General features: G+C 57.8%; 20 protein-coding genes. 10 read left to right on the plus strand and 10 right to left on the minus strand.

Annotated features, from left to right (window positions below; translation table 11 throughout):
* From ftsQ to secA, 6 genes are all read left to right on the plus strand, one after another.
* Positions 1–840 carry a cell division protein FtsQ gene (ftsQ, locus tag H7K56_RS14415; RefSeq protein WP_058780440.1) on the plus strand — a complete coding sequence of 280 codons (840 nt, stop codon included), beginning with the start codon at positions 1–3 and terminating at the stop codon, positions 838–840.
* The gene (gene ftsA / locus H7K56_RS14420) at positions 837–2,093 is read left to right on the plus strand and encodes a cell division protein FtsA (protein WP_013507861.1); all 1,257 of its coding nucleotides are present in this window, start codon (positions 837–839) and stop codon (positions 2,091–2,093) included. The genes ftsQ and ftsA overlap by 4 nt, the downstream gene beginning before the upstream one ends.
* 71 nt (positions 2,094–2,164) lie before the next feature.
* Positions 2,165–3,319: a cell division protein FtsZ gene (gene ftsZ, locus H7K56_RS14425; RefSeq protein WP_021507556.1), complete on the plus strand. Its 1,155-nt coding sequence runs from the start codon at positions 2,165–2,167 to the stop codon at positions 3,317–3,319.
* A 101-nt stretch (positions 3,320–3,420) separates the two neighbouring features.
* A complete protein-coding gene (gene lpxC / locus H7K56_RS14430) occupies positions 3,421–4,338 on the plus strand; it encodes a UDP-3-O-acyl-N-acetylglucosamine deacetylase (protein WP_127833677.1) in 918 nt (305 codons plus the stop codon).
* Between the two features lie 271 nt (positions 4,339–4,609).
* Positions 4,610–5,116: a secA translation cis-regulator SecM gene (gene secM, locus H7K56_RS14435; RefSeq protein WP_058774823.1), complete on the plus strand. Its 507-nt coding sequence runs from the start codon at positions 4,610–4,612 to the stop codon at positions 5,114–5,116.
* A gap of 71 nt (positions 5,117–5,187) precedes the next feature.
* A complete protein-coding gene (gene secA, locus H7K56_RS14440) occupies positions 5,188–7,893 on the plus strand; it encodes a preprotein translocase subunit SecA (protein WP_059010287.1) in 2,706 nt (901 codons plus the stop codon).
* A gap of 40 nt (positions 7,894–7,933) precedes the next feature.
* On the opposite strand, the gene H7K56_RS14445 is transcribed toward secA, so the two are convergent.
* Entirely contained in the window at positions 7,934–8,272 is a 339-nt protein-coding gene (locus tag H7K56_RS14445) for a winged helix-turn-helix domain-containing protein (RefSeq protein WP_227746431.1), read from the minus strand.
* A 233-nt stretch (positions 8,273–8,505) separates the two neighbouring features.
* Between H7K56_RS14445 and mutT the strand changes: the two genes are divergently transcribed.
* Positions 8,506–8,901: an 8-oxo-dGTP diphosphatase MutT gene (gene mutT, locus H7K56_RS14450; protein WP_058774821.1), complete on the plus strand. Its 396-nt coding sequence runs from the start codon at positions 8,506–8,508 to the stop codon at positions 8,899–8,901.
* A gap of 26 nt (positions 8,902–8,927) precedes the next feature.
* Here the strand turns inward: mutT and yacG are convergent, their stop codons facing one another.
* The 3 genes from yacG to coaE are packed head-to-tail and all read right to left on the minus strand — an operon-like array spanning position 8,928 to position 10,490.
* Entirely contained in the window at positions 8,928–9,125 is a 198-nt protein-coding gene (gene yacG, locus H7K56_RS14455; protein ID WP_021507551.1) for a DNA gyrase inhibitor YacG, read from the minus strand.
* An 8-nt stretch (positions 9,126–9,133) separates the two neighbouring features.
* The gene (gene zapD, locus H7K56_RS14460) at positions 9,134–9,877 is read right to left on the minus strand and encodes a cell division protein ZapD (RefSeq protein WP_150360696.1); all 744 of its coding nucleotides are present in this window, start codon (positions 9,875–9,877) and stop codon (positions 9,134–9,136) included.
* A gap of 4 nt (positions 9,878–9,881) precedes the next feature.
* Positions 9,882–10,490 (minus strand): dephospho-CoA kinase, encoded by a 609-nt coding sequence (gene coaE / locus H7K56_RS14465; protein ID WP_088516649.1) that lies wholly within the window; start codon positions 10,488–10,490, stop codon positions 9,882–9,884.
* A gap of 208 nt (positions 10,491–10,698) precedes the next feature.
* Here coaE and H7K56_RS14470 point away from each other — a divergent pair, with 208 nt between their 5' ends.
* Positions 10,699–11,739 carry a GMP reductase gene (locus H7K56_RS14470; RefSeq protein WP_150360697.1) on the plus strand — a complete coding sequence of 347 codons (1,041 nt, stop codon included), beginning with the start codon at positions 10,699–10,701 and terminating at the stop codon, positions 11,737–11,739.
* Between the two features lie 30 nt (positions 11,740–11,769).
* Here H7K56_RS14470 and hofC read toward each other — a convergent pair whose 3' ends face one another.
* From hofC to nadC, 4 genes are all read right to left on the minus strand, one after another.
* Complete coding sequence (hofC, locus tag H7K56_RS14475; protein ID WP_021507547.1) at positions 11,770–12,969, minus strand: protein transport protein HofC; 1,200 nt, start codon at positions 12,967–12,969, stop codon at positions 11,770–11,772.
* Positions 12,962–14,350, minus strand: coding sequence for a type II secretion system protein GspE (gene gspE, locus H7K56_RS14480; protein WP_058770613.1), 1,389 nt, complete (start codon positions 14,348–14,350; stop codon positions 12,962–12,964). The genes hofC and gspE overlap by 8 nt, the downstream gene beginning before the upstream one ends.
* On the minus strand, positions 14,343–14,792 hold the full coding sequence (ppdD, locus tag H7K56_RS14485) for a prepilin peptidase-dependent pilin (protein ID WP_058759497.1): 450 nt from the start codon (positions 14,790–14,792) through the stop codon (positions 14,343–14,345). Before ppdD ends, gspE begins: the two co-directional genes overlap by 8 nt.
* A gap of 176 nt (positions 14,793–14,968) precedes the next feature.
* On the minus strand, positions 14,969–15,865 hold the full coding sequence (gene nadC / locus H7K56_RS14490) for a carboxylating nicotinate-nucleotide diphosphorylase (protein ID WP_150360698.1): 897 nt from the start codon (positions 15,863–15,865) through the stop codon (positions 14,969–14,971).
* 182 nt (positions 15,866–16,047) lie between these two features.
* On the opposite strand from nadC, the gene ampD reads away from it, so the two are divergent.
* Positions 16,048–16,599, plus strand: a complete 552-nt coding sequence (gene ampD / locus H7K56_RS14495) for a 1,6-anhydro-N-acetylmuramyl-L-alanine amidase AmpD (protein WP_010618114.1) — start codon at positions 16,048–16,050, stop codon at positions 16,597–16,599.
* A 16-nt stretch (positions 16,600–16,615) separates the two neighbouring features.
* Positions 16,616–17,470, plus strand: a complete 855-nt coding sequence (gene ampE / locus H7K56_RS14500) for a beta-lactamase regulator AmpE (RefSeq protein ID WP_150360699.1) — start codon at positions 16,616–16,618, stop codon at positions 17,468–17,470.
* On the opposite strand, the gene H7K56_RS14505 is transcribed toward ampE, so the two are convergent.
* Both H7K56_RS14505 and H7K56_RS14510 read right to left on the minus strand, forming a co-directional pair.
* A complete protein-coding gene (locus tag H7K56_RS14505; RefSeq protein ID WP_150360700.1) occupies positions 17,452–18,405 on the minus strand; it encodes a glycoside hydrolase family 43 protein in 954 nt (317 codons plus the stop codon). The genes ampE and H7K56_RS14505 overlap by 19 nt on opposite strands.
* Positions 18,402–19,808 (minus strand): glycoside-pentoside-hexuronide (GPH):cation symporter, encoded by a 1,407-nt coding sequence (locus H7K56_RS14510; protein WP_031279699.1) that lies wholly within the window; start codon positions 19,806–19,808, stop codon positions 18,402–18,404. The genes H7K56_RS14505 and H7K56_RS14510 overlap by 4 nt, the downstream gene beginning before the upstream one ends.
* Positions 19,809–19,885 lie beyond the last annotated feature (77 nt).

Genomic DNA, 19,885 nt, shown 5'->3' on the forward strand with positions numbered 1-19,885 from the left:
ATGTCTCAGGCGGCACTGCGCGTTAGAAATCGCGAACCTCAGGAGCGTGCGCGCTCCGGACGGAGCAACGGAGCACGGCTGTTTGGCATCGTGTTCCTGCTGCTGGTGATGGGCATCATGGTGGCTGGCGGCCTCGTGGTGCTGAAGTGGATGAATGATGCGTCGCGTCTGCCGCTGTCGAAGCTGGTGGTGACGGGCGAAACCCACTACACCACGCACGATGATATTCGTCAGGCGATTTTATCGCTCGGCGCGCCGGGAACGTTCATGTCGCAGAACGTGGACATTATCCAGCAGCAGATCGAGCGTTTACCGTGGATTAAACAGGTTAGCGTGCGCAAGCAGTGGCCTGATGAGCTGAAGATAAACCTGGTGGAGTTTGTCCCGGTGGCACGCTGGAATGACTCGCACATGGTGGACGCCGATGGCGTTTCCTTCAGCGTCCCGGCCAGCCACATCGGCAAAGAGACGTTGCCGATGCTATATGGGCCGGAGGGCAGTGAGAAAGAGGTATTGGCCGGCTATCACACCATGAGTGATGTGCTGCGGGCCAGTAAGTTTACCCTGAAGGTCGCGTCGATGACGGCGCGGCGCTCGTGGCAGCTGGTGACCAGCGACGATGTGCGCATCGAACTGGGGCGCAGCGACACCATGAAGCGTCTGAACCGTTTTATTGAGCTCTATCCGGAGTTGCAGCAGCAGGGCCAGAGTCAGAACCAGCGCATCAGCTATGTTGATCTACGCTATGACTCCGGCGCCGCAGTAGGCTGGGCACCGGCACCGATTGAGCCACAGGACAGTAATCAGCAACAAAACCAGGCACAGGCTAAACCACAATGATCAAGGCAACGGACAGAAAACTGGTAGTAGGACTTGAAATCGGCACTGCGAAGGTCGCCGCCCTGGTTGGGGAAATTCTGCCCGATGGTATGGTCAACATTATTGGCGTCGGCAGCTGCCCGTCCCGCGGTATGGACAAAGGCGGCGTGAACGATCTGGAGTCGGTGGTGAAGTGCGTTCAGCGCGCCATCGACCAGGCGGAATTGATGGCAGACTGCCAGATTTCGTCGGTATACCTTGCTTTATCGGGCAAACATATTAGTTGTCAGAACGAAATCGGGATGGTTCCGATTTCCGAAGAGGAAGTCACTCAGGATGATGTGGAAAACGTGGTGCATACGGCGAAATCCGTTCGCGTGCGCGACGAACATCGTATTCTGCATGTGATTCCACAGGAATACGCCATCGATTATCAGGAAGGCATCAAAAATCCGGTTGGCCTTTCCGGCGTGCGTATGCAGGCCAAGGTGCATCTCATCACCTGCCACAACGATATGGCAAAAAATATCGTGAAAGCCGTTGAACGTTGTGGCCTGAAAGTTGACCAACTGATTTTTGCCGGACTGGCATCCAGTTTTTCGGTGCTGACCGAAGATGAACGTGAGCTGGGAGTCTGTGTTGTTGACATCGGTGGCGGTACAATGGATATCGCGGTGTACACCGGCGGCGCGCTGCGTCATACCAAAGTGATTCCCTATGCCGGGAACGTGGTGACCAGTGATATCGCCTATGCCTTTGGCACACCGCCAACTGACGCCGAAGCGATTAAAGTGCGTCATGGTTGTGCGCTGGGTTCGATTGTCGGCAAAGACGAAAACGTCGAGGTGCCGAGCGTGGGTGGACGTCCACCGCGCAGCCTGCAGCGCCAGACGCTGGCAGAAGTGATTGAGCCGCGTTACACCGAACTGCTGAATCTGGTGAACGACGAGATTCTGCAACTGCAGGAGCAACTGCGCCAGCAGGGCGTGAAGCACCATCTGGCAGCCGGTATTGTGCTGACCGGCGGTGCGGCGCAGATTGAAGGTCTGGCGGCCTGTGCACAGCGGGTGTTCCACACTCAGGTGCGCATCGGTCAGCCGCTTAACATCACCGGCCTGACGGATTATGCGCAGGAGCCGTACTACTCGACGGCGGTTGGCCTGCTGCATTACGGCAAAGAGTCACACATGAACGGTGATGCAGAAACGGAAAAACGTGCTTCAGTGGGCAATTGGTTTAAACGCATCAACAGCTGGCTGAAGAAAGAGTTTTAATTTTTTGAAAAAGGAGATCATCAGGCAATGTTTATGATCTCCAGGCGACAGGCACATAACGGAGAGAAATCATGTTTGAACCTATGGAATTAACCAATGACGCGGTGATTAAAGTCATCGGCGTCGGCGGTGGCGGTGGCAACGCCGTAGAGCACATGGTACGCGAGCGTATCGAAGGTGTGGAATTCTTCGCTGTGAATACCGACGCGCAGGCGTTGCGTAAAACGGCGGTCGGCCAGACGATTCAGATCGGGACCAATATCACCAAAGGTCTCGGTGCGGGTGCTAACCCGGAAGTCGGTCGTACCTCGGCGGAAGAGGATCGCGAAGCACTGCGTTCTGCGCTGGAAGGGGCAGACATGGTGTTTATCGCCGCGGGCATGGGTGGCGGTACCGGTACCGGTGCAGCTCCTGTGGTGGCTGAAGTAGCCAAAGATTTAGGTATCCTGACGGTTGCGGTGGTGACGAAGCCCTTCAACTTCGAAGGGAAAAAACGCATGGCGTTTGCTGAGCAGGGTATCGCTGAGTTGTCCAAGCATGTTGATTCACTGATCACCATTCCTAACGACAAGCTGCTGAAAGTGCTGGGCCGTGGTATCTCTCTGCTGGATGCCTTCGGTGCGGCTAACGACGTGCTGAAAGGTGCGGTGCAGGGTATCGCAGAACTGATTACCCGTCCGGGTCTGATGAACGTCGACTTCGCCGACGTGCGTACCGTGATGTCAGAAATGGGTTACGCGATGATGGGTTCTGGCGTTGCCTGTGGTGAAGACCGTGCCGAAGAAGCGGCCGAAATGGCGATCTCTAGCCCGCTGCTGGAAGATATCGATCTGTCGGGTGCGCGTGGCGTGCTGGTCAACATCACGGCGGGCTTCGACCTGCGCCTGGATGAGTTCGAAACCGTGGGTAACACCATCCGCGCCTTCGCCTCGGACAACGCGACCGTGGTTATCGGTACCTCGCTGGATCCAGAGATGAACGACGAGCTGCGCGTCACCGTGGTGGCGACCGGTATCGGCATGGACAAGCGTCCGGAAATCACCCTGGTGACTAACAAACCTGCGACTCAGCCGGTCATGGATCATCGCTACCAGCAGCACGGCATGGCGCCGCTGCCGCAGGAGCAGAAACCGGCCGCGAAAGTGGTGAATGACCAGCCAGCGTCATCCAGCAAAGAGCCTGACTATCTTGATATTCCAGCCTTCCTGCGTAAACAGGCAGACTAAGAATATCCTGAGAATTGGGATTCTCCGCTCTTTGTGCTAAAGTATTCGCCCGCCGGTAATTTATACTGGCGGTCGGATGGGTAATATTGCGAGATAATGCGATGATCAAACAAAGGACATTAAAACGTATTGTTCAGGCGACTGGCGTCGGTTTGCATACCGGCAAAAAAGTCACGCTGACTTTACGCCCTGCGTCGGCTAATACCGGGGTCATCTATCGTCGCACTGACTTGAATCCACCGGTTGATTTCCCGGCTGATGCAAAATACGTGCGCGACACCATGCTGAGTACCTGCCTGGTGAATGATGAAGGCGTGCGTATTTCGACGGTTGAACACCTGAATGCTGCATTGGCAGGTCTGGGTATCGACAACATTATTGTTGAAGTCGATGCGCCAGAAATTCCGATCATGGATGGCAGTGCCGCGCCTTTTGTTTATTTGCTGATGGATGCCGGTGTCGAAGAGCTGAACAGCGCGAAGAAATTCGTGCGCGTGAAGCAAGCGGTACGGGTAGAAGATGGCGATAAGTGGGCCGAGATCAAACCGTACAATGGTTTTTCACTCGACTTCACCATCGACTTCAAACATCCGGCGATCGACTCAAGCTCGCAGCGTTACCAGCTCAATTTCTCGGCTGAATCCTTTGTGCGTCAGATTAGCCGTGCGCGCACCTTCGGCTTTATGCGTGAAATCGAATATCTGCAGTCTAAAGGCCTGTGCCTGGGCGGTAGTTTAGATTGTGCGATTGGCCTCGATGACTTCCGCGTATTGAATGAAGATGGCCTGCGCTTTGAAGATGAGTTCGTGCGTCACAAAATGCTGGACGCCATCGGCGACTTGTTCATGTGTGGTCATAACGTGATTGGCGCATTCTCTGCGTTCAAGTCCGGCCATGCGCTGAACAATAAACTGTTGCAGGCGGTACTGGCGAAGCAGGAAGCCTGGGAATGGGCGACCTTCGAAGACGAAGCTGAACTGCCACTGGCCTTCAAAGCGCCAAATTTAGTGCTGGCTTAATTAGTCAGCCATCAAACGGCGGGCTTCCCTGACACCCTCTCCGGTCAGTGGAACCCGCCGTTTTTTATTGCCCGCCGCTAAGCTGTAATCCCGCTCGCAAAACCCTGTTGCCAGCGACCAAACCCTGCGCAAAAAAACGTGAAATCCGCCGTAAGCCCTTTAATCCCTGATGTCGAAGCCCCACATAAGTGCTATTATCTGGCGCTCATGTAAGCAGGGTGCGTAACGCAACTCTGGCTTAGCGCTTAATGACTGGCATGATGGACGAAAGGTGATCGGGATTTTCTCACGCTGGCGACAACTCGGCAGACGCTATTTCTGGCCTCATCTCCTGTTGGGAATGGTGGCGGCCAGTCTCGGCCTGCCTGCCTGTGCACAAAGCGCAGAACCCACCAGCAGCGATTCGCCGGTCAGCAGCCTGTTTACCGGCAAGGTGGTGCGGTTTGATCACCTGATTCGCCTGCAGGAAAGCGCGCGTCGCCCCAGTTTCAACGTTGATTACTGGCATCAGCACGCCATCCGCACCGTCATTCGCCATCTCTCATTCAGCATGACGCCGCCCGCAACAGCGGAAGCGGAACATGCATTGCCGCTGGCGGCGCAAAAGCTGGCGCTGATTGACTCGCTGCAGGCGCTGCTGACTTCACCCGCGCAACCTTTAGCCACGATGGCACCGCCGTCGCGAGCGCATCATGTTTCGCCCAACGTTCACTCTTCTGCTGACTGGCAGGCTGCTATTCATGGCATCCGCGCCGGACCTTTCATTGCTCAAAGCTAACGTTATTTTCCTGTTTCTGTTTTTTGCCTTTGCAGCCCGTATTGTTACGGCTGAATTGAGATAAATTTATTATGTTAATCAAATTGTTAACGAAAGTTTTTGGTAGCAGCAATGATCGTACTCTGCGCCGCATGCGTAAAGTGGTCGATGTCATCAACAAGATGGAGCCGGAGTTCGTCAAACTGTCTGACGACGAACTGAAAGCGAAAACCGATCAATTCCGCGAGCGCCTGAAAAAAGGTGAAACGCTGGAGAGCCTGATTCCCGAAGCCTTCGCCACCGTGCGTGAAGCCAGTAAGCGCGTGTTTGGCATGCGCCACTTTGACGTGCAGCTGATCGGCGGCATGGTGCTCAACGAACGCTGCATCGCGGAGATGCGCACCGGTGAGGGTAAAACCCTGACTGCGACGCTGCCGGCTTACCTGAACGCGCTGAGCGGCAAGGGCGTGCACGTTGTGACCGTCAACGACTATCTGGCGCAGCGTGACGCCGAAAACAACCGTCCGCTGTTTGAGTTCCTTGGTCTGACAGTCGGTATCAACCTGCCGGGCATGCCGGCGGTGGCTAAGCGCGCTGCGTATGCAGCCGATATCACCTACGGCACCAACAACGAATACGGCTTCGATTATCTGCGCGATAACATGGCCTTCAGTCCGGAAGAGCGCGTACAGCGTAAACTGCACTATGCGCTGGTGGATGAGGTGGACTCGATCCTGATCGATGAAGCGCGTACCCCGCTGATTATCTCGGGTCCGGCCGAAGACAGCTCCGATCTCTACATCAAGGTCAACAAAATCATCCCGCACCTGGTGCGCCAGGAAAAAGAAGACTCGGATAACTTCCAGGGCGAAGGTGACTTCTGGGTAGATGAAAAAGCCCGTCAGGCGCACATGACCGAGCGCGGTCTGGTGAAAGTGGAAGAGCTGCTGGTCAGTCAGGGCATCATGGATGAGGGCGAATCACTCTACTCGCCGACCAACATCATGCTGATGCACCACGTGACGGCAGCGCTGCGCGCCCATGCACTGTTCACCCGCGACGTTGACTATATCGTGAAGGACGGCGAGGTGATCATTGTTGATGAACACACCGGCCGTACCATGCAGGGACGTCGCTGGTCTGATGGCCTGCACCAGGCGGTCGAAGCCAAAGAAGGTGTGGAGATCCAGAATGAAAACCAGACGCTGGCTTCCATCACCTTCCAGAACTACTTCCGTATCTACGAGAAACTGGCCGGTATGACCGGTACCGCTGATACTGAAGCGTTTGAATTCAGCTCCATCTACAAGCTCGATACCATCGTGGTGCCGACCAACCGTCCGATGGTGCGTAAAGATATGGCCGATCTGGTCTACATGACCGAGAAAGAGAAGATTGACGCCATTATCGAAGATATTCGCACCTGTACGGCTAACGGGCAGCCGGTACTGGTGGGCACCATCTCGATTGAAAAATCGGAAGTGGTATCCCAGGAGCTGACGCGCGCGGGTATTAAGCACAGCGTACTGAACGCCAAGTTCCACGCCAGCGAAGCGGATATCGTGGCGCAGGCAGGTCAGCCAGCCGCGGTAACCATCGCGACCAACATGGCCGGTCGTGGTACGGACATCATGCTCGGCGGTAGCTGGCAGGCGGAAGTGGCCGCGCTGGAAAACCCGACGGAAGAGCAGATTGAAGCCATCAAGGCGGCGTGGAAACTGCGCCATGATGCGGTGCTGGCGGCAGGCGGTTTGCACATTATCGGTACCGAACGCCACGAATCACGCCGTATCGATAACCAGCTGCGCGGCCGTGCGGGCCGTCAGGGTGACGCCGGTTCTTCGCGCTTCTATCTGTCGATGGAAGATGCGCTGATGCGTATCTTTGCCTCCGATCGTGTGTCCAACATGATGCGTAAGTTGGGTATGAAGCCGGGTGAAGCGATTGAACATCCGTGGGTAACCAAAGCGATTGCTAATGCGCAGCGCAAAGTGGAAAGCCGCAACTTCGATATCCGTAAACAGCTGCTGGAATACGATGACGTGGCTAACGATCAGCGCCGCGCCATTTACAGCCAGCGTAACGAACTGCTGGATGTCTCTGACGTGTCGGACACCATCAATAGCATCCGCGAGGATGTGTTCAAAGCCACTATCGACACTTACATTCCGCCGCAGTCTCTGGAAGAGATGTGGGACGTCCCGGGGCTGGAAGAGCGTCTGCGCAATGATTTCGATCTGGATCTGCCGATTGCCGAGTGGCTGGATAAAGAGCCGGATCTGCATGAAGAGACGCTGCGTGAGCGCATCATGAGCCGCGCCAGCGAAAACTATGCGGCGAAAGAAGAAGTGGTCGGCGCAGAAATGATGCGCAACTTCGAAAAAGGCGTGATGCTGCAAACGCTCGACTCGCTGTGGAAAGAGCATCTGGCGGCGATGGACTATCTGCGCCAGGGTATCCATCTGCGTGGCTATGCGCAGAAGGATCCGAAGCAGGAGTACAAACGTGAATCTTTCGCCATGTTTGCCGCGATGCTGGAGTCGCTGAAGTACGAAGTGATCAGCACCCTGAGCAAAGTGCAGGTGCGGATGCCGGAAGAAGTGGAAGCGATGGAGCAGCAGCGTCGTGAAGAAGCAGAGCGTCTGGCACAGCAGCAGCAGCTCAGTCACGTCGATGACGACACCGCAGCGGCCGCTGCACTGGCGGCACAGGGCGGTGAGCGGAAAGTGGGACGTAACGATCCGTGCCCATGCGGCTCAGGTAAAAAATACAAACAGTGTCACGGTCGTCTGGCCTGATAACAAAAAGGAGCCCGCGGGCTCCTTTTTCTTTGGCTGATTAGCGGGTAATCGCCATCAGCTTCTCCTCATTCAGCCGCACGCCATGATAGGGCAGCGTAACCAGCAGCCCATCCGGCAAACCATAGCGTTTCAGCAACGCCCGGCTCTGAAACAGCAATTGGTGATAGTTGTTGTCGCTGATCCCCGGATAGCTCTCATTCCATACCGTGGCAATAATCTGCCGTTTCGACGTGATGCGCAGCAGCAGGCAGGAGAAGAAGCGCTTCTGCGCTTCATTAAGCGGGATGGTCTTCTGTTCTGGCCACCAGGTTAAGGTGTTTTGCGCGCTGTCGAGCGTCAGGATGTCGTGAAAAACCAAATGGCGTAAGGTATTCATCTGTTTCTGTGCGTCTTGCGCCAGAAACGTTGTTAGTTTGCGTTCCATGTGTAGTCGGCCTGGCTAGAGTAAAGTGGCTGCGAGTATTCCCAACATGGCGCCGTGCGATCATTACGACCTGTCTTAATAACTGGAATCTGTGCGACAGGATCGCGGTGAAGCCGACAGCAGTTAACATCGTCCGGCGTCTGCTTTAAAATCAGCGCTCACTCACTACAAGCGGAATCCAGCTTATGAAACACCTGCAGGTGGCGGTGGGCATCATTCGCAATGCCAGTCGTCAGATCTTTCTTGCCCAGCGCGCAGCAAGCTCCCACATGGCCAACAAATGGGAGTTCCCGGGCGGAAAAATTGAACAGCACGAAAGCGCAGAACAGGCGTTAAAACGTGAGCTGATGGAAGAAACCGGTATTGAGGTGACGGCGGCGAAAGCGATTGGTCAGGCCGACCACAGTTACGATGACCTGCGTGTTACGCTGCATTTCTTCCTGGTGGAGGGCTGGCAGGGTGAGCCGTGGGGACGCGAAGGTCAGCCGCAGCGTTGGGTCGAGCAGCGTGATTTGTTGGCCGATGAATTTCCACCTGCCAACCACGCCCTGATTGCCCGCTTAGTGGCGGGCGAGATTTAAACTCAGGGGCCGCGTGCCCCTGCCGATCACGACTGCTCTTCACTCCAGTCGTCACTCTCCGTCATGTCTCCGCTGCTTGGAATGCGTTTCTCCTCAGCGGCCCACTCGCCCAGGTCGATCAACTGACAGCGTTTGCTGCAAAACGGGCGCCACGGGCTGAGTTCATCCCACATCACGGCTTTACCGCAGTTGGGGCAAGGTACGGTAATCATCTCTTCCTGCATAACATCCTCTAACAACAGGCTAATTCAAAATTCAGTCGCGCCGGCACTTCGCCGCGTTCGCTATCGAGCGGTAAAAAGCGGATGGCATAACGGCTTTTATGACCAGAGATCTGCGGATAGAGCGCATCTTCCAGCGTCAGCTGCAGGCGCAGCAGGTCGGACCCTTCGGCGTTATCCTGATAAAAGCCGTTGAGGCTGGTCTGATGGCGAAACACGCCCGACTGACGAATCAGGTTGAGGATCATCGTCAGGCTGTTGCGCAGCGGATCGAGCGAGGCCAGCCAGCTATTCACCAGGGTATCGCGCAGCGCCTGTGGCTGGTGCAGCCAGATGTGTAAACCCGGCAGATCAAAACTGCAGCAGCCGCCGGGAATGCTCAGGCGCTGACGTACGGAGGCAATCAGCCGGTCTTCGCGCAGCTGCTGGCCCATGCGCGGCGCAGCCATCAGCTCGCTGGATTGCTGCTTCAGCTGTTCGCGCAGCTGGCTGACGGTGTGTTCATCGACACCCGGCACATCCAGCCAGGCACGCAGTTTTTGCTGCTGACGCTCCAGCTCTTTTAACAGCTCGGTGCGCATATCGCCGCGTTCGAAGATATCCAGCAGGTCGCCAATAATACGAAATACACCGAGTGCGGCAACCGAGCTGTTAACCGGCAGCGTTTCGTGCAGCTGGTTAATCAAAAACTCCACGCGCAGCCAGGTGCGCATTTTCTCATTCAATGGGTGTTCAAACAGAACCACTGTGCTCATGATATTAATCCCGTCCGGTTGCTGCCAGGCGTAAATAGCGCTGGTGAAGTTCAGCAACGCGCGGCAAAGCCTGTTCCGGCGTGCCGCTGTTATCTATGATGTCATCCGCGCAGGCTAAACGCTGCTGACGGCTGGCCTGCGCGGCAAGAATCCGTTGCGCCTGGCTGAGAGAGATACCATCACGCTGGCGGGTGCGCTGCAACTGCGTGGCCTCATCGACATCCACGACTAATACCCGATCAGCCTGATGCTGCAGACCATTTTCTACCAGCAGCGGCACTACCCACATGACGTAAGGCGAAGCCGCCTGCGCCTTCAGCTGCTGGGTACGGGCGTTAATCAGCGGGTGCAGCAGTTGATTGAGCCAGTTTTTCTCTTGCGGCTGCTGGAAAATAATTTCCCGCAGCCGCGCGCGATAAAGCGTGCCTTCTGCGGTCAGAATCGATTCTCCGTGGCGTTTCACAATCGCATTGAGCGCAGGTGTGCCCGGTTCAACCACCTCGCGGGCAATCACATCGGCATCAATGATGTCGACGTTCAGCGCGGCAAAAGCATTAGCAATGGTGCTTTTACCACTACCAATGCCGCCGGTCAGTGCAACGGTAAAAGGCATAGCGTTCTCTCAACATTTTTCTCATCTGCCGCAGCGTGATGAGAGCCCGATCACAATCGGTTTTCTCAGCTAAATTTAACGGATTGTAGCTTAAATAAAGTGAAATTCGCAGTCTTGTCGCGGAACGAATGGCGCGTATGATAACGACACTGGAGCCGTGAGCGCTACCCGAACTGCGGTTCGTCGTCACTAACCAGGACACTCTGCTATGCGTATCGAAGAAGATGTAAAACTGGGCTTTAAAGATGTATTGATCCGCCCGAAACGCTCCACGCTGAAAAGCCGTTCCGAGGTTGAGCTGGAACGTACGTTCACCTTCAAACATTCAGGCCTCGCCTGGTCCGGCGTTCCGGTGATTGCCGCCAACATGGATACCGTCGGCACCTTTACCATGGCCGAAGCGCTGGCTGGCTTTAACGTGCTGACCGCCGTTCACAAGCACTACAGTGTTGAAGCGTGGCAGACCTTTATCCAGCACGTACCGGCCACGGTGCTCAGCCACGTGATGGTCTCCACCGGCACCTCAGAAGCAGATTTCACAAAGTTAAGCGCGATCCTCGCGCTGTCGCCCCAACTCAATTTTATCTGTATTGATGTGGCAAACGGCTACTCCGAGCACTTTGTTGCCTTCCTGCAGCGCGCGAGGGAAAGCTTCCCGGGGAAAACCATTTGCGCCGGGAATGTGGTGACCGGTGAAATGGTCGAGGAGCTGATTCTGTCCGGTGCCGACATTGTGAAGGTGGGAATCGGTCCGGGTTCGGTCTGCACCACACGCGTCAAAACCGGCGTTGGCTACCCGCAACTCTCTGCGGTGATTGAGTGTGCTGATGCGGCGCACGGCCTCGGCGGGCAGATTGTCAGTGACGGCGGTTGCGCCGTGCCGGGCGATATCGCCAAGGCGTTCGGCGGCGGCGCTGACTTCGTGATGCTCGGCGGCATGCTGGCGGCACACGATGAGTGCGAAGGCACTCTTGTTGAAGAGCAGGGCGAGCAGTTTATGCTGTTCTACGGCATGAGCTCCGAATCCGCGATGAAACGTCATGTGGGCGGTGTGGCGGGCTACCGCGCCGCAGAAGGTAAAACCGTTCGTCTGCCGCTGCGTGGACCGGTCGCGGAGACGGTGAAAGATATCCTCGGCGGACTGCGTTCGGCCTGTACTTACGTCGGCGCAGAGCGCCTGAAAGAGCTGACCAAACGCACCACCTTTATTCGTGTGGCAGAACAGGAAAACCGCGTCTTTAACCGCTGATGTGCCGCAACGGGCGCCGCGTGCGCCCGTTTAACGTATGGCGTCTCCCAGACCAAATACCGGCAGATACATGGCAATCACCAGCGTGCCGACAATGCCGCCGATCACCACCATCATTAATGGCTCCAGCGAAGCGGCGAGGCTGTCTGCGCGCGTCAGCGTTTGCGCTTCGTGCCACTCCGCCAGTCGCGCCAGCATCACATCCAGCGCACCGGCCTCTTCACCAACGCGGATCAACTGAGCGCACAGCGGTGTAAACAGCGGATGTCCCTGTAGCGCCTGATGCAGCGGTGCGCCAGCGGCAATGTGCTGCTGTAACGCCACGATGGCATCGCGCCACAGTCGCGCGGCCAGCGTCACTTCCACCGCCTGCAGGCTTTGCAGCAGCGTCAGTCCGGCCTGCTGCGTCAGTTGCAGAATCGCATATATCTGGCTGAGCTGACCGCCGCGCCACAACGGGGCCAGCAGCGGAAGCCGCAGCAGCCACTGCTGGCAGCGCTTTTGCCACGCAACGGATCGTCGGTAGGTCAGACGCGCCAGCCACCCGGACGCCACACCGCACAACAGCAGCGGCAGCGCCGCCTGCTGCAACAGTGCCGACAGCGCCATCACGCCGGCGGTAAAGGCCGGCAGCGGTGCGTCAAAGCTGGCGTACACCGCAACAAATTCCGGCAGTACAAACAGCAGCATCCCGGCGCTGACCGCCAGCGCCACCAGCAGGATAAACAGCGGATAGCGCAACGCTTTCACCACCTTTTGGCGCAGAAACTGTTGCCTGCTCTGCTGTAGTGCCAGCTGGCGGCAACACTCGTCCAGTTGCCCGGTCAGCTCACCTACCTGCATCAGTGCCGGAAACAGCGGCGGGAAGATATCCGGCCAGGCGCGCAGCGCCTGTGAAAACGGCTCACCGGCCATGACCCGCTGTTGCAGAAGGCTCAGCAGCACGCGCCAGCCTGCATGAGGATGGCCGCTGGCCAGCAATGTCAGACTCTCCGCCAGCGGCAGCCCGGCTTTCAGCAACGTCGCCAGCTGGCGCATCAGGTCAATTTTCTGCTGCCACTTCCAGTCGCGCGCGCGCCAGCATTTCCCGCGCTGCCAGCTCACCACCAGCATGCCGCGATCGCCCAGCTGACCGAGCAGGGCATCCTGCGTGGGCTGCAGCGACTCTCCCTCCTGCAGCAGGCCCATACTGTCCAGTGCCTGCCAGTGAAACTGGTAGCGATTAGCCATTGCCAAGGCCCACCACGCGCTGCATCTCCTCGAATGAGGTGTCACCGCGGCTCACCGCTTCCAGCCCGGCGGTCAGCAGCGTTTTCATTCCCTGTTCCGCAGCCAGCGTCAGCAGGTGCTCCAGCGGCATATCAGCCGAGATGGCGTTCTGCAACCTGCTGCTCATCGGCAGGATTTCAAACAGCGCCAGGCGGCCGTAATAACCCGAGAAGCAGTGATCGCAGCCGGGCGCACGCCAGGTTTGCAGCGTGCCGGGCCACATGTCGCCGGGCAGATGGGCAATCGCCTGGCCCGGCTGACGGCAGTGCACGCACAAACGGCGCACCAGCCGCTGCGCCACCACCAGCTGTAACGCCGGGCCAAGCAGATAGCCGGGAATGTCCATCTGCCGTAAGCGGGTCAGGGTTTCGGCCGTCGAGTTGGTGTGCAAGGTTGAGAGCACCAGATGTCCGGTCTGCGCCGCTTTTACGGCGATGCTGGCGGTTTCGGCATCACGGATTTCGCCGATCATAATGACGTCCGGATCCTGCCGCAGCAGCGCGCGCAGGACGCGGTTAAAGTCGAGACCGCTCCGTGGCTGTACCTGCGTCTGGTTAATCCCCTGTAGCGGAATTTCCAGCGGGTCCTCCACGCTGCAGACGTTTTTCTCCGGCACGTTGAGGGCGCTCAGGCTGCTGTACAGCGTAAAGGTTTTGCCGCTGCCGGTTGGGCCGGTGACCAGAATCAGCCCCTGCGGTTTGGCCAGCGCGTTTTTCAGCAGACGCAGCTGTGGTACCGGCATGCCCAGCTTATCGAGCGCAATGGCGCTGTTTTCGCTTTGCAGCAGGCGCACCACCGCTTTTTCCCCCTGGCTGACCGGCAGGGTCGACAGGCGGAACGCCGCCGGTTTGTCATCCATCTCCAGACTGAACTGGCCATCCTGCGGCAGCCGACGCTCCGCGATATCCAGACCGCCGAGGATTTTCAACCGTGCCAGCACGGCGGCGGGTGGGGCATCCGGTAACTGCGGCAGCGGATGCAGCACGCCGTCAATCCGCAGCCGTACGCGCAGCCCGTGACGCTGCGGTTCAAAGTGCACATCGGAGGCGCGTCGCTGTATGGCCTGGCGCAGAATCTGATCCACCGCGTGGATGGCGGACTCGGCGCTGGCCTGTTCGCGCGGTGCCGCACTGCTTTCGGGCTGGTGCAGCAGCTGCTCCAGCCGTGCGGCGGGCCAGCATTCGACCTCGACTGCGCACTGGCTGGCAAACTGCAGCGCCTCTAACAACAGCGGGTCTGGCGCGTCCGCGACCGCCACGCGCAAGTGCGTGGCGTCATGGTGCAGTATCACGGCCTGATAGCGGGCACACAGCGCCTGCAGGGTGCTATCCGGCTTATCCATTGTTTTCTTCCTTGTCGGCAAAGCGGAACTGCTCGAGACAGCTGTCGCGCAGGCTGGTGTTGTCGCTGGTGCAGCTGCGTTGCCAGCTGAGTGCGCCTTCCGCCGCATTCCATATCGGCAACATTGCAACGGTTAACCCCGTCAGGCTCTCCTGGCCGGTCAGCGTAATGGCACCATTGACCACGCTCAGGTTCGCCACATAGCGCGAGCCTTTGGCGGCGGGAATACCGCGCTCGCCGGCCTGACACTGCGCCGGTCCGCCGCGCTCAATGGCGCACAGCTCCACGGCAGTTTTATAGGGCACCATGGTTTGCAGCATGTCGGTCAGCGCGGCACGTTGCAGATAATTTTGGTAAGCGGGCAGGCCAATGGCGCTGAGGATGGCGACGATACCGATGACAATCATCAGCTCGATCAGGGTAAAACCGCGTTGTTTATCCATAATGAGGCTCCTTGTTGTGGAGCCGCAACGGTAAGAAAGGGCGGGGAAAAGCGGAAGGGGGCGCGTTTCAATCCCGGAAAGGGGCGCGCAGACAATGTAGCGCGTTACAGGCGAAGCCACATGATGATGGAAGCCGGCTCGCAATTTGCCGCCAGCGCCGGCGGCATGGCCTTACGTCAGACTTCGCGAAAACGCATCGACAGATCCAGCGCCTGCACGTGCTTAGTCAGCGCGCCCACCGAGACATAATCCACTCCGGTGGCGGCGATCTGCGGCAGCGTCGTCTCCGTCACGTTGCCGGACACTTCCAGCAGCGCGCGCTTCGCCGTCAGCGTAACCGCCTGCTGCATCATCGCCAGCGTGAAGTTATCCAGCATGATGATGTCGGCACCGGCCACCAGCGCCAGTTGCAGTTCGCTGAGATTTTCCACTTCCACCTCGACCGGCACATCCGGGTGCAGCCACAGGGCTTTCTCCACCGCTTTACTGACAGAACCGCTGGCAATGATGTGGTTTTCTTTGATCAGGAAAGCGTCGGACAGGCCCAGGCGATGATTCTGCCCGCCGCCGCACAGCACCGCATACTTGAGCGCGGTGCGCAGCCCGGGCAGGGTTTTACGCGTATCCAGCAGCTGGGTATTGCTGCCAGATAAGAGCGCCACATAGCGGTTCACGGCTGTCGCTACGCCGGAGAGCGTCTGCACAAAGTTTAACGCGGTGCGTTCTGCCGTCAGCAGCAATCGTGCCGGTCCCTGTAATTCAAACAGTAGCTGATCGGCCACCAGCGGTTGGCCGTCTTCGATGTGCCAGGTAATGGAAACGTTATTGCCCAGCTGGATAAACACTTCTTCCACCCAGCGTTTACCACAGAAAACACCGGCTTCGCGGGTGATAACGCGCGCTTCAGCCTGCGCCGCCTGCGGCAACAGCTGAGCGGTGATGTCGCGGTCCGCGTCAACGTCACCGCCTAAATCCTCCTGAAGCGCGCGCGCCACAGTTTCCGGGATATCCAGCTGAATACGTTTAAGCAATTCCTGACGACGATGTTCGGGATTATAACGACGCGACACCATGATTTTGCGGCTCCACCCTGCGGATTACGTGCGCTAACCTTAGCCTGATTTTGCAGCTATTGCCAGACACGCCAGGTGAAATGTTTAGTATCCTTAACTTGCTGATGCCATAACGCATTAAGTCACAAGCAGTGAGGTGGAATCATGGTATTCTCAGCCAGATTTTGTTCAGGATAACAGGCATGAAACTGGAACACGGCTGGATCACGAGCGCACGCAAGGTGCCGTCGCCGCACTTTAATGCGCGGCCGGATAACGAAGCGCCGTCGCTGCTGATCATTCATAACATCAGTCTGCCGCCGGGCGAATTTGGCGGTCCGTGGATTGACCGGCTGTTCACCGGTACGCTACCGGCTGATGCGCATCCCTATTTTGCGGATATCGCCCAGTTACGCGTGGCGGCGCACTGTCTGATTCGCCGTGACGGTGAACTGGTACAGTATGTTTCCTTTGACCAGCGCGCCTGGCATGCCGGCATTTCGCAGTTTGCCGGACGGGAAAACTGCAACGATTTTTCCATGGGCATTGAGCTGGAAGGCACTGACACGCTGCCCTACACCGATGCCCAGTACGCTACGCTGCAGCAGGTTACCCGCCTGCTGATGCAGCATTATCCGCTGACGCCGCAGCGTATCACCGGTCACAGCGATGTTGCGCCGGAACGCAAGACCGATCCCGGTCCGGCATTTGACTGGATACGCTATAAACAGGCTATCGGGCAGGAGCACCCCTGACACCGCAGGAGCAGGTATGACGTTGTTTAGTTTGTTGTTAGTTTTGGGTTGGGAACGCCTTTTTAAATTAGGTGAACACTGGCAGCTGGATCATCGGCTTGAGCCGCTGTTTCGCGGTCGCCAGCGCTTCTCGTTGCTGCGTACGCTGCTGATGACCGTGATCGCCATGCTGCTGGTCTGGGTGGTGGTGTGGAGCCTGAAGGGCATTCTGTTTGGCGTGGCGCAGCTGCTGTTCTGGATTGTGGTCGGTTTGCTGTGCATTGGTGCCGGCTCGGTGCGGTTGCATTACCACCAGTATCTTAAAGCGGCGAGCCACGATGATGAAGCGGCCCATCAGGCGATGGCGGCAGAGCTGACGCTGATTCACGGCGTGCCGGTTGACTGTAGCGAGCGCGAATTTCTGCAGGCGCTGCAAAACGCGCTGATCTGGATTAATTTCCGCTTCTATCTTGCGCCGCTGTTCTGGTTTGTGGTCGGTGGCCCTTACGGGCCAGTGCTGCTGGTGGGGTATGCGTCTCTGCGCGCCTGGCAGAGCTGGCTGGCAAAACACCGTTCCTCGCTGGAACGCGCACAGTCCGGCATCGATCGCATTCTGCACGTGCTGGACTGGATTCCTGTGCGGCTGGCCGGTGTGGCTTATGCGCTACTCGGCCACGGCGAGCGTGCGCTGCCGGCATGGTTTGCTGCGCTCAGCGATGTGCATCGTCCACAGTATCAGGTGCTGACCAGCCTGGCGCAGTTCTCGCTGGCGCGCGATCCGCATCTGGATAAAGTGGAAACGCCACGGGTCGCCGTGGCGCTGGCCAAACGCGTTTCGCTGGTACTGGTCGTGGTAGTGGCGCTGCTGACCATCTACGGCACGTTAGTGTGATCGGCAGGCGGCACGCCGAAATCCGGTGTGCCGTCTTCGCGCCAGGCAAAATATTTAAGCCGCGTATGGCGGTTGGGATCCCACAGCGGATCGCCCTCAATTTCGGTGTAATTCCGCGCGTGATACACCAACACGTCCTGTCCTGCTTCATCCACGGTAAAACTGTTATGCCCCGGACCGTACTGGTGATTATCCCAGCTGGTGGCAAATACCGGCCGCGCCGATTTATGCCATGCGCTGATGTCGAGCGGATCGGCCTGCGCATCAATACTCAGTATGCCGAGGCAGTAATTTTCGTCCGTGGCGCTGGCTGAGTAGGTGACAAACAGCCGCTCGCCATGGCGAATCACCGCCGGTCCCTCATTAACGCTAAAGCCGGCACACTCCCACTCATACTCCGGCCGGCTGAGCATCAGCGGCTGGGTTTTCAGCGTCCACGGATTCAGTAATTCCGCCAGATACAGGTTGGAGTTACCGGGAATGGCCGGGTCTTTTTGCGCCCACAGATACCAGTTTTTGCCCTGATGCACGAAGTGGGTGGCGTCGAGGGCGAAGGTATCGAGGTGGGTTTGCACGCGGCGGCACGGCTGCCAGTGACCGCTGAGCGGATCGGCATCATCACATACCAGCGCGTACATACGGTGCTGAAACAGCCCCTCTTTGATTTCGCGGGACGGCGCGGCGGCGAAGTAAATCACCCACTGGCCATTAATTACGTGCAGTTCCGGTGCCCAGATCAGGGCGCTGCAGGGACCACTGTCCGGTTTATGCCACACGGTTGTGGCCGGGGCGGTAATCAGGCCGTTAAGCGTGCTGGCATAGCGCAGCTCCAGCCGATCGTACTCGGGCACCGAAGCGATAAAATAGTAGCCATCGCCGTGGCGCAATATAAACGGATCGGCACGTTGCGTAATAAACGGGTTAGGCCAGCTCATTTAATTTCTCCTGGTTGTGAGGTTGCGCGGCGAACAGGGGCGGACAGGTCATGGAAGTTGGCGCGACGCAGCGCGAGATCCTGCTGGATGGTGCGCATCAGCGCGCGGTCCACTTTCAGCAGGCGCACTACGCCGGCGGTGATCAGATAGCCGACGCCGGGGATCAGGGTAAACAGCAGCACAATGCCGTTAAGCGCGCTGGCAGACTGCTGTTTCGCCGCTGCGTCATAGCCATACATCGACAATAAAAACCCGACCATGGCACCCGCTACCGCCAGTCCGACCTTGAGGAAAAACAGGTTGCCGGAGAAGCTGATCCCGGTGATGCGTTTACCGGTTTTCCATTCGCCGTAGTCATCGACATCAGCCATCAGTGACCAGTGCAGCGGCGACGGGATTTGGTGCAGGATGTTCAGCAGGAAATAAGCGATCACCACGGTGACGGTGGCGTGCGGATCGATCCAGTAAAAGCCGCTGGAGAACAGCGCCAGCGCAATGTTGGTCCAGAAAAACACCTTGAGCTTGCACCAGCGATCGGTGAGGACTTTCGCCAGTGTGCTGCCCAGCATCATGCCGATGACGCCCAGGCTGATAAACAGCGTCGCAAAGTGCGTCGACTGGCCCATCACCCAGGTGACGTAGTACATGGTGGCGGCCATGCGAATAAAACCGGGACAGACATTACAGAACGTCAGCAGCAGAATGCGCACCCACTGATCGTTCTTCCATACATCGCGCAAATCTTTCTTCAGATCATCGTTGCTCGGTACCGCCGGGCGAATACGCTCGCGCACCGTGGCAAAACAGAACAGAAACATCACCAGGCCAATCAGCGCCAGCACGCTCATTGCCAGCTGATAGCCGCGCGCTTTGTTGTCGCCGCCAAACCACTCGGCCATCGGCAGCAGCGACAGCGAGAGGATCAGCGTGGCGATGCCCACCATGACAAAGCGGTATGACTGGCAGGAGACGCGTTCACCGGGATCGTTAGTGATGACGCCGCCCAGCGAGCAGTAAGGAATATTGATGGCGGTGTAGGTCAGCGACATCAGGAAATAGGTGACAAATGCCCAGATCACCTTGTTGTCGTAGCTCCAGTCCGGGGTGGTAAACATCAGCACGCTGAACAGCACGTAGGGCAGCGATATCCACAGCAGCCATGGGCGAAAGCGTCCCCAGCGGCTCTGTGTGCGGTCGGCAATTGCGCCCATTATCGGGTCGGTCACCGCATCCAGCACCCGTACTGACAGTAACAGCGTGCCGACCAGCGCCGGGGCGAGGCCAAATACGTCGGTGTAGAAGTAGTTGAGGAACAGCATGATGGCACCGCCGATCATGTTGCATCCGGCGTCACCCATGCCGTATCCCAGTTTTTCTCTGAACGAGAGGGCTGCTCCTTTCATCAGTCGTCTCCTGCGACAAGTGGAGCAAAAATTATCAGCGTTAAATCAGTAACCTGGTGGGGAACAATCGGTCAGGA

The sequence above is a fragment of the Pantoea dispersa genome, assembly GCF_014155765.1.
Lineage (GTDB): Bacteria > Pseudomonadota > Gammaproteobacteria > Enterobacterales > Enterobacteriaceae > Pantoea > Pantoea dispersa.